Consider the following 13,221-nt stretch of genomic DNA (forward strand, 5'->3'; position numbering starts at 1 on the left):
GGCCGCGATTTCGACAAAATTGCCTTTGGCAGAGGTTTGGCGGCAATATTTTGCCGGCGGGGAATGCTAGAATCCGCCGGAGTAAAAGCTTAAATGATCAGAGTTGGAGTAATTTAGATGGCCTGGAATGAACCGGGTGGTAACAACGGCAAAGACCCTTGGGGTGGTGGCGGTGGCAACCGCAATAACGATGGCCCACCGGATCTCGACGAGCTGTTCCGCAAAGTCCAGCAGAAACTCGGCGGATTGTTTGGCGGTAGCCCAAGCACCGGAACGGGTAAATTCCCATGGATGCTGGTGATTGTTATCGCGGTATTAATTTATGCGGGACTCGGTATTTATCAGGTTAACGCCAACGAACAGGCGGTGGTGTTGCGCCTGGGTAAATACCATTCGACTGAGTCCGCCGGTCTGCACTGGAACCCACCGCTGATCGATCATGTCACCAAGGTCAATATGACTGAGGTGCGTACCGAGCGCACCACCGGACAGATGCTGACCGAAGACGCCAATATCGTGGAAGTGGTATTGACCGTTCAGTGGCAAGTGAGTGATGCGGAATCTTTTGTGCTGCGTGTGCGCGAGCCGGTGAAGAGCCTGCAGGAGGCCACTGACAGTGCCCTGCGCCATGTAGTGGGCTCTCTCACTCTGAACGGTGTGATTTCGCAAAACCGGACCCAGGTATCCACTGACACCCAGCAGCGTCTGCAGGAATACCTGGATCTCTACCAGACGGGCATCCGCATTGATGTGGTGAACCTCACTGACGCTAAGGCGCCCCGCGAAGTGCAAGATGCCTTCGATGATGTGACCAAAGCCCGCGAGGATGAGGTGCGTCTGCAAAACGAAGCCCAGGCCTATGCCAATCAGGTGATCCCGGTTGCCCGCGGTCAGGCTCAGCGCATTATCGAAGAAGCGGAGGGTTACAAGGCCCGGGTGGTAGAGAGTGCCCGCGGTGAGGCGGTTCGCTTCGAGAAGCTGCTGACAGAGTACGAGCGCGCGCCGGAAGTGACCCGTGAGCGTCTTTACCTGGATGCGGTGCAGGATGTGATGTCCAGCACTTCCAAAGTGATGGTCGATGTCGAGGGTGGCAACAACATGATGTACCTGCCGCTGGATAAGCTGGCGCAGGAGAGCACGACTCAGGCTGCCCAACGCAAAGACACCTCCCCGATTGTAATCGAAGAGGTCTACCAGCGTATCGTCGAGCGCCTGCGTCAGGATGCTGCCGGCAACCGCCGCAGCCAGACTGTTCGCTAGGAGGTGATGGAATGAATAACAAAACTCTGGGAATTATCGTCGTACTGCTGCTCGGTATCCTATTGGTTTCCTCCAGTGCCTTTGTGGTGAAGGAAACGGAAAAGGCCGTATTGCTGCGTTTCGGTGAACTGGTGCGCACTTATACCGAGCCGGGCCTCTACTTCAAGATCCCGTTTGCGGAAAAGCTGCGCAAGTTCGACGCACGTATCCAAACTGTGGATTCGAGCCCGGTGCGCATGCTCAACAGCGAAAACAAGTTCATGATGGTGGATTCCTACGCTAAGTATCGTATCTCCGATGTGAGCAAGTTCTACATCGCCACCCGCGGTGATCAGCGCAATGCGGTGCGTCTGCTGTCGGAGCAAATCAACGACCGTCTGCGTAACCAGTTTGGTGTACGCGATCTGCACGAGGTGGTCAGTGGTGAGCGCGATGAGTTAATGTCTGAAATCACTAAAAATCTGAATCAGATAGCGCAAAAGAACCTTGGAGTGGAAGTGATTGATGTGCGCGTCAAGCGTATCGACCTGCCGCCGGAGGTCTCCGAGTCCGTGTTCCAGCGTATGCGCGCAGGTCGTGAGCTCGAAGCGCGGGATCATCGCGCCAAGGGTCAGGAAGCCAGTGAGCGTATCAAGGCCAATGCTGATCGCCAGAAGGTGGTCATCGAGTCCGAGGCCTACCGCCAGGCCGAAGAACTGCGTGGTGCCGGCGATGCGGAGGCAGCAGCTATTTACGCCGCGGCCTATACTAAGAACCCCGAGTTCTACCGCTTTACCCGCAGCCTGCAGGCCTACAGGGAATCTTTCCGCAGTAAATCCGACATGATGCTGGTGGATCCAGATAGTGAGTTTTTCCGCTACCTGAAGGATCCCAAAGGGCAATAAACCAGCTCGCAGGGCAAATGGCAGCGGATTATCCCTAACCGCTAACCGCTAGCCGTTTACCCGAGGTCGCGGCTGTCCTTGCGACAGCCCTACCTTCCTGCCGGCAGTTGGTGCTAAAATCACGCAAACCGGGCCTCGCCCGGTTTTTTTGTGGAAGCCGACGCGCCTCATTAACTCTGAAAAGTCCGTTACACCATGACTCAAGCCGATCGTTGGATGCTGCCGGATGGCATCGCGGAGATTTTGCCCGCGGGTGCCGTTCAAGTTGAAACCCTGCGCCGCCGACTGTTGGACCTCTACCATTGCTGGGGGTATGAGTTGGTGATACCGCCAATGCTGGAGTTCACCGAATCCCTGCTGGTTGGCATGGGGCGCGATCTCGATTTGAGTACTTTCAAGGTCACAGACCAGATCTCCGGGCGTACACTCGGCATCCGCGCTGATATTACCCCGCAGACCGCGCGCATCGATGCGCATAGTTTTCCCCGCGCGGGGGCCAACCGCTTGTGCTACGCGGGCCAGGTCCTGCATACCCGGGCACGCACCGCCATGGGCTCCCGTGCGCCCATCCAGATAGGTGCGGAATTGTTTGGTGTGGACAGTCTCGCCGGGGATATCGAGGTGATCTCCCTGATGCTGGAGAGTCTGCAGGTTGCCGGGGTGGAAGATATTTATTTGGACCTCGGTCACGTCGCCATCTACCGAAGCCTCGCCGAGGCGGCCGGGCTCGGCGACAGTGCGCGTGAAGAGTTGTCCGCGCTGCTGCAGAACAAGGCCAGTGCCGATGTCCACAGTTGGGTGTCAGAGAATATTAGCGACTTGCAGGTAGCAGCCTGGTTGCAGGCTCTGCCGGGTCTCGCTGGTGGCCTCGATTGCCTGGAGCGGGCCGCCACGCAGTTGGCGGGGGCACCGCAGCCACTGCTGGATGCATTGTCTGACCTGCAGCAGGTGGCCGAGGCTCTAGGGCAGCGCTACCCGGCAGTGACGCTCTTTTTCGATTTGAGTGAAGTGCGCGGCTACGACTATGAGACCGGTTTGGTATTCGCCGCTTACACGCCGGGCCACGGGCAGGCGCTTGCCAACGGGGGCCGCTACAACGGTATTGGCGCGGTATTCGGTCGGGATCGGCCGGCAACAGGATTTAGTAGTGATTTAGTGGCCCTCAATACCCTGGGTATAAGTGCAACACCTAGTGAAGGCGCCATACTCGCGCCGGAAGTGAGCGGCCCGCAAGGCGCCGAGCTTTGGCGCAAAGTTGACGAGCTGCGCAAGCGGGGAGAGGTGGTGATAGCCACCCTTTCCGATAGCGCAGAGAGCGATGTCTATTCGCGCTGTGATCGCGAACTGGTATTGGAAGGCGATTCCTGGGTGGTGAAGCCCCGGGATTGAGCACAGGCGGGCGCAGTGGATGTGCCGATAATGTGCCTATATTGGTGCGGTGAACTCCGCAAGATCCATTGATGTAGGGGCCACTTGGCCTCCCGCAGAACGAAACCTGAGTTAGAGATTGATACAGATGGGCAAGAATGTAGTAGTGCTGGGTACCCAGTGGGGCGATGAAGGCAAGGGTAAGATTGTCGATTTGCTGACAGAGCAGGTCTCCCTGGTGGTGCGCTTTCAGGGCGGACACAACGCCGGCCACACCCTGGTGATTGACGGTGAGAAAACCGTACTGCACCTGATCCCCTCCGGTATCCTGCGCCCCAGCGTCACCTGCCTGATCGGCAACGGTGTGGTGTTGTCACCGGAAGCACTGCTCAAGGAGATGGGAGAGCTGGAAGAACGCGGTGTTCCAGTGCGCGAGCGCCTGCGCCTGTCACCGGCCTGCCCGCTGATTCTGCCGGTGCATGTGGCCCTGGACCAAGCCCGTGAGAAGGCCCGTGGCGACAAAGCCATCGGCACCACCGGTCGTGGTATCGGTCCCGCCTATGAAGATAAGGTTGCCCGCCGCGGCCTGCGTCTCGGTGACCTGTGCAACTGGGAGAACTTCTGTAATCAGCTCAAGGAGCTGATCGACTACCACAACTTTGCCTTGACCGAATACTACAAGGTTGATCCGGTAAGCTATGAGGATACCCTGGAGCAGGCCAAGATCTGGCGTGAGCAACTGGTGCCAATGATCATTGATGTGGCCGATCAGCTGCACAAGGCCCGCGAGCAGGGCGAGCACATCCTGTTCGAGGGTGCCCAGGGCTCCCTGCTGGATATCGACCACGGCACCTATCCGTTTGTGACCTCCTCCAACACCACTGCCGGCGGCACCGCCACCGGTTCTGGTTTTGGTCCCCTGTACCTGGACTACGTGCTGGGTATCACCAAGGCCTACACCACCCGTGTTGGCGGCGGTCCTTTCCCCACCGAGCTCGACTGTGAAGTAGGGCGTCACCTGGGCGAGAAGGGGCATGAATTCGGTGCCACTACCGGGCGCCAGCGCCGCACTGGCTGGTTCGATGCAGTTGCCGTACGCCACGCTATTCGTATCAACAGTATCTCCGGCTTGTGTCTGACCAAGCTGGATGTGCTCGATGGTCTCGAGGAAGTGAAGATCTGTGTGGGCTACCGCAACAGCGCTGGCGAAGAAGTGCCGGTGCCTTTCGACGCCGCCGGTTGGGAGGGTGTCGAGCCCGTATACGAGAGTATGCCCGGTTGGACAGAGAATACTTTTGGTGTGCGCCGCGAAGCGGACCTGCCGGCCAATGCCAAGGCCTATATCGCCCGCATTGAAGAGCTGGTGGGTGCACCGGTAGATATTGTTTCTACAGGCCCCGATCGCAATGAGACTATTGTTCGCGCCTCTTCCGCACTTTGCGAAATGGGAATCCATAACGCGAGTGTTTAAGCCCTAGTGGCCCGGTTGTGAATCTCCGGTCTGATCCTGGCCTTGCTATTTTTAGTGAGGCCTTTGATCATTAGACCTGATTCCAGTTATCGGTCGAGTGGTTATTGGAGCCACTCAGTACCAGAATTTAATCGGGCCAATCTATGACCTCATCCGTTTCCGTTGCCAGCCGCTATAGCTTTGCTGAAGAAATTGCCAATAGCGTAACTCATGGTGTCGGAGCCGTACTGGCTATCGCCGGTCTAGGTGTTCTTATTGGTTTTGCCGCGTTGCGCGGGGATGCCTGGCACATCGTCAGCTCCAGCGTCTACGCCTCCACCCTGATCCTCTGTTTCCTCGCCTCTACCCTGTATCACGCTGTTAGCCACATAGGCGCCAAGGCGATTTTGCGGACTCTGGACCACACCTCGATATTTCTCCTGATTGCCGGCACTTATACCCCGTTTACCCTGGTGACCCTGCGCGGGCCCTGGGGCTGGTGGTTGTTTGGCATTATCTGGGGATTGGCCCTGTTGGGGCTGATTATCCAATTCACCCCTTTGAAAAAGATCCGCGCCCTTTCGATCACTCTCAGCGCCCTGATGGGGTGGGTGGTTATCGCCGCAATCAAACCCCTGGCGAATAGCCTCGAAACCGGTGGCCTGTGGTTGTTGGTGCTGGGTGGCCTCTGTTACACAGGTGGTATCGCCTTTTACTTGTGGCGCAGCCTGAGGTTTCATCACGCCATCTGGCATTTGTTTGTGCTGGCGGGCGGTATCTTGCACTTCTTCGCCGTACTCTTTTACGTGATTCCCTGATTTTGTGGCCCTGGTCACAGGGTCCAGCAATTCTCAGAACTTCCCTTTCAGTCCAGTGTCCCCATTAATGACTGATCGGGCGGATGACACCATTGGAGAAATCCGCCTTTCGGAAGAGAGAGGCTCGTTCTAACCTTGTGCGAGCGAAATGTCGTGTCAAAGGTACTCCCATGCCCAGATTGCACCGGTTCCCCACGCTGTTCTATGTTCTCACCCTTTGCTTAGCCTTTATGACCCAGGGCGCCCGGGCTGCTGATAAGCCGGACCCGGCCTTTGAAAAGTGGGTAAAGGAGTTTCGCCAAACCGCCATTAAGAATGGGATTTCTCCCAAGGTTTACGACCAGGCCTTTAAGGGGGTTACCTCTCCGGACCAGTGGGTGCTGGATAGGGCCAGCTACCAGCCTGAGTTCAAGGCGCCGGTATGGCAGTACTTCGACAACCGGGTGCAAAAGCGCGCTATCGAGCGGGGTAAGCGTGAGAAGGAGAAAATGAAGCCCTGGCTCAACAAGATTGAGAAGCGCTTTGGTGTGGACCCCAATATCCTCCTGGCGATCTGGTCGGTGGAGTCGAGCTTTGGTGGCATCCTTGGCAACGAGAAGGTGATGCGTAGCGTAATCCGCTCCCTCGCCACCCTGGCCTATGCAGACCCACAGCGCAAGAAGTTCGGGCGGCAGCAGCTGTTGGCGGCATTGAAGATTCTGCAGGCCGGTGATATCGAAGGCCAGCACCTGCTGGGATCCTGGGCGGGAGCTATGGGGCATACGCAGTTTATCCCCACCAGTTACCAGGCCTACGCGGTGGATATCGATGGCGATGGCAAGCGCGATATCTGGAATTCAGTGCCGGATGCCCTGGCTACCGCAGCCAACCTCTTATCCAGTAATGGCTGGCAAAAAGCGAAGCCCTGGGGTTATGAGGTTTCCATTCCCGCCAACAAAATGCCGGGGGGCAAACTGACGGTAGCGGAGTGGGAAAAGCTCGGGGTCAAGCGTGCCAATGGCGAGGCTTTCCCAAGTAAGAAGGCCGTGGCGGAGCTGAAGTTGCCAGATGGGCGCAATGGCCCGGCTTTTCTGGTGTTTAAGAACTTCTTCGTTCTTAAGCGTTACAACAACTCGGATCGCTATGCCATTGCGATCGGTTTGTTGGCGGATCGTATCGGCGGCGGTCCCCCCCTGGTAAAAGACTGGAATCGCCCTTTTACTCCCCTCGACGGCAACCAGGTTGAGCAGCTGCAAAAGCTGTTGAAGCAAAAGGGCTTTTACAGCGGCGAGATTGATGGCAAAGCCGGTCCGGGGACCCGCAAAGCCATCAAGGCATTCGAAAAGAGCGCCGGTGTGGAGGAGAAGGGCTTCCCCAGCAAAGAGGTGCTGGAGTTACTCCAGAAACAGTAGGGCGCCCTTAGAAATTTTCGTCCGGCAGCAGGCTGTCCTGCAGTAACTCGAGGTTCTCAACCACCTCCTGGGGCTCATGGAAATAGGCGATGTGATACATCGCCTCGCCCTCTTGCACCAGGGGGATATTCTGTTTGCCGATTATGATTCCCTCGCCATTACTGCGCACTTGGTCGAGCTCGTTGCCGTAAGGGTCGGCAATCGTGGCGAGCAGATCTCCCGCATAGACTTGATCTCCCAGCGCTTTGAGATGGGTGGCAATACCGCTGTCGCCGGCGCGTAACCAGCCACTGCTGCGGGCGATAAAGGGTTCTATCAGGCTGCGTCTGCGCCTCGCCGGCAACATACCCAGGTGCCTGAGTACGTTGGTGACCCCCTTCAGGCCAGCGCGGATACACAACTCATCGAAGCGCAGAGCTTCTCCGGCCTCATACAGTAGGATTCTCACCCCCCGATCTGCAGCTGCCTGGCGTAGGGAGCCATCGCGAATCGATGCATTGAGCAGTACCGGTACACCGAATGCCTTGGCCATGGCGCGGGTCACATCGTCGTCGAGATTGGCGCGCACCTGGGGCAGGTTGCTGCGGTGGGCGGCTCCGGTGTGCAGGTCTATGCCGTAATCGCACTTGGCCACTATCTCGCGCAAAAACACATGGGCCATGCGTGCAGCCAGGGAGCCTTTGGCGGAGCCGGGAAAGCTGCGGTTGAGGTCGCGGCGATCAGGCAGATAGCGGGTATGCTGGAGAACCCCGTAGACATTGACCATGGGCACGGCGATCAGCGTGCCGCGCAGAGACTTCAGACTGCGGCTTTGAATTAGACGGCTGATGATTTCGATGCCGTTCAGCTCATCACCGTGCACTGCGGCACAGACAAATATGGTGGGGCCCTCGCGCTTACCGCGCTGTACATAGACGGGGATAGCCATCTCTGTGTTGGTATAGAGGCTGACCACGGGCAGGTCGATATGGCGGGATTCTCCCTTGGCCACTGCGATACCGCCGATTTCAAAGTCCGGGGATGCTTGCATAATTTTTCTACGCAATTGATTGATACGGTGTAGGGATAGGCACAGGCCCGGATGGCCCCGGGTCGGGGCGCCGACGAAGGGTTCAGAGCCTGGTCAGTGGAACATTGGATGTGATGTGAGTAAAAATCCTCGGGCCATTGAGCCACATGTGTAGAGCCGGATTCCAATACCTGGAGGGGCTGTACCAGAGTCCGGTCTCGATATCGGCAATTATGTTAGTGCCGCGCCAGGGGCCGGGGGTCTGCCCGAAACCTCTGCCATCAACGTCTTCAGCATCATTTCCCTGTGACCACTGTACAGTACCTTGAGCGTCGAAAATGGCCAGGGGTTTTCCCTGTGGGTCTGTATGGTAGTGCTTGCAGTGGCCGGAACTCCAATGACACAGTACGTACCCGTGCAAAGGGTGGGTAATCCAGTGGCCGATACCCCGGGATTTTCCGTCGACCTGGTGCGCCTCTGCCCAGATGCCCAGGCCGCTCCAACTGGTGGTGACCCGGCGTTGGCGGGATGATTTGCGGTGAGTACAGGTTTTGCTCAGCCGGCGCCCAAATGGATCATAGCGGAAATAAGTTTTGAAATCGCCACATTCCGCTGTGCTCATCAATCCCCAACCATCGTACTGATATTGATAATCTCTGCGCCCGGGAATTTGCCGCTCGGCGACCACATTGCCGCGCTTATCCCTGTCGACCTGCGCCTGGGTAAACCCTGACTGTCGCATAGGATTTGTGAGCTGCAATGGGGGCTGTTTGTCGAATTGCCAGGCGAGGGCGAGGCCACTTTCCAGGCTTACGGGGCGACCGAACAGGTGTTTGAAAGTGCTGCGCACTTCTCCCTGTACATGGATTGAATTCTGCCCCTTGAGTTCGGTGCGCAACACCGGTTTACCATTGGCGTCCACTCCATAGAGTGTGCCGCAGGGTGTGAGGGTATAGGCCAGATCGAGGTTGTCGGAGCTGGCGCTTTTCAGCCAGCCGCGCGAGTCATATTGGTATCTCAGGCTGAAATCGCGCACGTCATTACTGTCGTGATTCTCGGCGATAACCCGGCCGCGTCGATCGTATTTGAAGCGGACTGAGGAGTGTAAATTATTGGCCTGAATCAGACGCTTTTGTGCGTCGTAGTGGAATTCACTAATTTGGCCGCTGTTATTGCGTATGCTGGCGAGACTGCCATCGTCGTTATAGTGGAAGTACCAGCGGCAATCGTTATCGCAGTATTCACTGAGGCTGCCGTCAATATTGTAGGTCCAGTTGATGCAGCGCTTGTCTGGGGCGTGGTGACTGGTTAACTGGCCGAGCCCATCGTATTGCCACAGATAATCTCCGCTTGGAGTTTGCAGCTGGGTCAACTGCCCCTGGCCATTAGAGTGCAGTGCCCACTGGTTGCCATCGGCAAAATGTATCTGGCAAATACGGCCGCATTGATCGTATTCCCACTGAAGACTCTGGCTGTTGCTGGCATGGATGGCGTGAGGTTGGCCGCGTTCGCAGTAATCAATCCCGTATTGATAGCTACCAATGTGACACTCGCGCAATTCGCCGGCGGGTCCATAATGCCATTCGCGCCAGGTTTCCCCGTTTACGATCAGTGTGGTTATACGCTGCCAGTGGTCGTACTCGAAGCCCCATTGTTTTTCACCGCGGCGAACGGTTTGTAACTGCCCCTGGCCATCCCAGGAAAATTCCACTGAGCCGCCCTCGGGGTCGGTGATTTGAGAGAGCAGGCCGCGTTCGCTGTAACGGAATTTCCACTCCTCTTGTTCTGGATCGATTATTGCCTGCGGCCGCCCCTTACCGTTGAAGCGGAAGATCCACGACAAATCCTCTTTGAGTAGGACTGCCTGGGGATAACCGTTTTCGTCGTACAGATAGCGTTTGCTGTTGGCTCCCTCGGTGCTGCGCCGCAGGCGTCCGTACTCATCGTAGCGGAAGAAGCTGCGTCGTCCATCACCGTTAATGTATTGGCACAGGTTTCCGTAGCAATCGTAGAGCCAGTTTTTTTCTCGCTGACCCTGCCGCTCTTTGGTGAGCTGGCCGAATTGATTGAAGTGCAACTGTTGTGGGGTTAGATCCGTATCTTCCACCAGGCAATTACCTTGGCTGTGCTGCCAGGTTAGCAAGGTCTCGGATTCCTCTTGTATCAGCCTGTGGCAATGCCCCTGCAAATCGTATTCAAATTGACGTTTGCCCTTCACACCGCTGTGTGCTTGCACCAGAAATAAATCGTGATACTGGTAGCGTTCCCGATCGTGGTTGCTGCTAACTTCAGTCAGTAATCCGCCCTGGAATTCGTAGGAGCACAACGTGCGCTGATCATCTGGAGCGTGATTGTTGAGCAGTTTTCCGATGCGGCCGCCGCGAATTTCGAAGTCCAGCACCCGCCCCCAGGAACTGACGATTTTTCTGGGCAGCCCTTCGCTATAGTCGATCGTCAGTGCGTTGCCGAACTGATCGCGAATTTCAGTGAGCGGGAGAGCGCTGTTGACTCCATCTGCGCGAAAAATTTTATCGGGCTCGTTAACAGATGAGATCCGGTAGCTGTGCAGGCTCTGCCGAAATAGTAGTAAGCGTTCGAAGCGGTTGTAGCAGCTGTGACCAATTGCGGGTAACAGGAACTGCACCTTGCGCCCTTCGGCGGTATACAGTTCTATCTGGTTATCCTGCACCACTAGCTGTTCGCTCAGCGAGTGGCGCCAGCCCGCCCCGACTCCGCAATCCTCACTAATGCTAGAGCGATAGTAGCGTTTCCAAACAAATGGCAGTGGCCCCGGGATCGTGAGGTCCACCCGCTCGAAGTTCAGCTCGCCGGTTGCGGCGATGACCAGGTCCTTTACCAAGTGACAGCGCTGAAGTGACGGAACTTGAGTGCCCTGCGCATTGGTGCCCGGGACATTCACAAATTGAACTGGGCCCTCACCGATTCCGGGTAACAACTCGACTTCCGGCGCTGAGGCGATAGTGAAGGCATTGACCTCGACTGCCGGTGGCTCTGGCCATAGAGGTAGGCTGCAGTCGCTTGCAGTTTGGGCCTCAGGTAACTCTTCAATAGCCTCCAACCAGCGGCATATTGCCGCGGGGTTTCCCTGGGGGAAGGAGGCTGTGGAGGGACTGAGGATCTTGAGCAGGTTGGGGACCAGCTGGGTGAGACGTTCCGGTGTCATTCTTCAGCTTCCGGCAAACGGGTTTAGCGTTGCGCTTTTCGGATGGTTACATCGGGTGATTTTGGTCTTTGGGTTGCGCTTTGTTCTTGCGCTAGTAATTGTGCTGCGGGTTGGGAGGAGTATTCGAGAATCCCCGCGCTAATATTATCGCGCCCCCCCATTCTGTTGGCATCGTCGATAAAACGATAGACACACTCTAGCGCGGGGCGGTGAGTGGCTAGCACACGCTCAATCGCGTGGTCATCCAGATATTCGGTCAGACCATCAGTACAGAGTAATAACAGGGCGTTTTCTGTTAATTTCCAGCTGTTAATTTCTGCTTCTACGGTATTGGAAACGCCCAATGCGCGGGTTATGTGGTTTCGCACACTAGAGTGTTGTGCCTGTTCTTCAGTTATTTGTCCGCTATCTATCATTTCCTGAACAACGCTGTGATCTCGTGTAAGGCGCTGTAATCCGAAGTTATTCCACAGATAAGCACGTGAATCACCTATATGCGCAACAATTAAAAAGTCGTGCCACATGACTGCAACAACAATAGTAGTTCCCATTTTTGCAAAGTGGGGATTGGTACTTTTGGTATTCAGGAGGGCGTTGTTGGCACTGTTGATGGCGTCGATTAAAGTCGCGCGTAAAATTAATTGTTGCTGCTCTGGAGTGCAGGATAGAAAGGTGTGTTTTAAGAGGTCTTCTAAGTGGAATTGGACTGTTTCTGCCGCTATTTTGCTGGCTGTGGCACCACCTGTGTACCCCCCCATACCATCCGCTATTACGATATAAGCGAAAGGTTGGTCGGCACTGGCATACCAGCGAATACTATCCTCGTTTTCCTCGCGAACTTGACCAATGTCAGTGCGTCCGTTGACCGCCAGACTTATCTGATCCATGTCTGGTGCAACTCCCCTTTATTTAAATAGCAATAAAATGCAGCGTAACATGATTACAACCACTAACCAGGGTTCATGTTAACTTGGCATCAGATGATGTTTGAAATTTTTTTCCCTGATTTGCGATAATAAAACCTTTAATCATCACTAGAAAGGCATCGCGCCTTATAAATAAGGATTTGCTGGCAAAATGCCTCGTCTGCCCAGGCTCAATCTAATAGATATCCCCCAGCATATTGTGCAAGTCGGTCACAACAATTTGCCGTGCTTCTTTGATGAAGAGGATTATCAATATTATTTGATTAGTTTGCGAAATGCTGCTGATCAGTACCGTGTGGACGTACATGCATACGTCTTACTGCCCAATATGATTCAAATCATTGCCACCCCGAGAGTCCCGGATGGCATACCCTCAATGATGCAGTCTTTGGGTCGCCGCTATGTTCAGTTTGTCAATCACCGTTATAAGCGTTCCGGCACAATTTGGCGCGGGCGTTACAAGTCCAGTCTGATCGACTCCGATGCTTATTTGTTGACCTGTTACCGCTATGTGGAGCTGCGCCCGCTCTATCTGGGGCTTGCGGACTCCTTGGGTAATTACCGGTGGTCAAGTTTTAATCATCATGTGAATACTGAGCATAATCACTTGATTAAGGATCATCGCCTATATACCGACCTGGGTGAGAATGCAGCCCAGCGCGCCCAGGCTTATCGGAAGCTCTTTCGCTATAGCTTCGATAGCCGTCTACTCGATTACATCGCTGAGACCATCAAGCTGGGGCATGTTCTCGGTGGTGACGCCTTTAAAGATAAGATCGAACAAATCGCCAACCAAAGGGTTCGTCCACTTAAAAGAGGGCGCCCGAGAAAGCCAAAAAAAGTCGAAAAACAATTGGTGGAAACCAACTAGATAAAAACGCATGATGAGTACAGGTGGTTTCGCCGTGCTGCGTATTTTTTTTACCTGTGG

General features: G+C 55.5%; 10 protein-coding genes. 7 read left to right on the top strand and 3 right to left on the bottom strand.

Going from position 1 to position 13,221, the window contains the following annotated elements:
• Positions 1–117: 117 nt before the first annotated feature.
• The 6 genes from hflK (at position 118) to FIU95_RS01190 (ending at position 7,171) form a co-directional block, all read left to right on the top strand.
• Positions 118–1,260, top strand: coding sequence for an FtsH protease activity modulator HflK (gene hflK / locus FIU95_RS01165; protein WP_152450720.1), 1,143 nt, complete (start codon positions 118–120; stop codon positions 1,258–1,260).
• Between the two features lie 11 nt (positions 1,261–1,271).
• Positions 1,272–2,144 carry a protease modulator HflC gene (hflC, locus tag FIU95_RS01170; RefSeq protein WP_152450722.1) on the top strand — a complete coding sequence of 291 codons (873 nt, stop codon included), beginning with the start codon at positions 1,272–1,274 and terminating at the stop codon, positions 2,142–2,144.
• 195 nt (positions 2,145–2,339) lie between these two features.
• Positions 2,340–3,533 carry an ATP phosphoribosyltransferase regulatory subunit gene (locus FIU95_RS01175; protein WP_152450725.1) on the top strand — a complete coding sequence of 398 codons (1,194 nt, stop codon included), beginning with the start codon at positions 2,340–2,342 and terminating at the stop codon, positions 3,531–3,533.
• A 127-nt stretch (positions 3,534–3,660) separates the two neighbouring features.
• Complete coding sequence (locus tag FIU95_RS01180) at positions 3,661–4,983, top strand: adenylosuccinate synthase (protein ID WP_152450727.1); 1,323 nt, start codon at positions 3,661–3,663, stop codon at positions 4,981–4,983.
• A 143-nt stretch (positions 4,984–5,126) separates the two neighbouring features.
• Positions 5,127–5,780, top strand: coding sequence for a hemolysin III family protein (locus tag FIU95_RS01185; RefSeq protein ID WP_152450729.1), 654 nt, complete (start codon positions 5,127–5,129; stop codon positions 5,778–5,780).
• Positions 5,781–5,950: 170 nt separating this feature from the next.
• Positions 5,951–7,171 (top strand): lytic murein transglycosylase, encoded by a 1,221-nt coding sequence (locus tag FIU95_RS01190; RefSeq protein WP_152450731.1) that lies wholly within the window; start codon positions 5,951–5,953, stop codon positions 7,169–7,171.
• A 7-nt stretch (positions 7,172–7,178) separates the two neighbouring features.
• Here the strand turns inward: FIU95_RS01190 and FIU95_RS01195 are convergent, their stop codons facing one another.
• The 3 genes from FIU95_RS01195 to FIU95_RS01205 all read right to left on the bottom strand — a co-directional run bounded on the left by FIU95_RS01195 (position 7,179) and on the right by FIU95_RS01205 (position 12,251).
• Positions 7,179–8,201 carry a succinylglutamate desuccinylase/aspartoacylase family protein gene (locus tag FIU95_RS01195; RefSeq protein WP_152450733.1) on the bottom strand — a complete coding sequence of 341 codons (1,023 nt, stop codon included), beginning with the start codon at positions 8,199–8,201 and terminating at the stop codon, positions 7,179–7,181.
• A gap of 82 nt (positions 8,202–8,283) precedes the next feature.
• A complete protein-coding gene (locus FIU95_RS01200; protein ID WP_152450735.1) occupies positions 8,284–11,364 on the bottom strand; it encodes a DUF6531 domain-containing protein in 3,081 nt (1,026 codons plus the stop codon).
• A gap of 23 nt (positions 11,365–11,387) precedes the next feature.
• Positions 11,388–12,251: a Stp1/IreP family PP2C-type Ser/Thr phosphatase gene (locus FIU95_RS01205; protein ID WP_152450737.1), complete on the bottom strand. Its 864-nt coding sequence runs from the start codon at positions 12,249–12,251 to the stop codon at positions 11,388–11,390.
• A gap of 190 nt (positions 12,252–12,441) precedes the next feature.
• On the opposite strand from FIU95_RS01205, the gene FIU95_RS01210 reads away from it, so the two are divergent.
• The gene (locus tag FIU95_RS01210) at positions 12,442–13,161 is read left to right on the top strand and encodes a transposase (protein ID WP_152450738.1); all 720 of its coding nucleotides are present in this window, start codon (positions 12,442–12,444) and stop codon (positions 13,159–13,161) included.
• Positions 13,162–13,221: the final 60 nt, after the last annotated feature.

This window comes from Microbulbifer sp. THAF38 (assembly GCF_009363535.1).
Taxonomy (GTDB): Bacteria; Pseudomonadota; Gammaproteobacteria; order Pseudomonadales; family Cellvibrionaceae; genus Microbulbifer.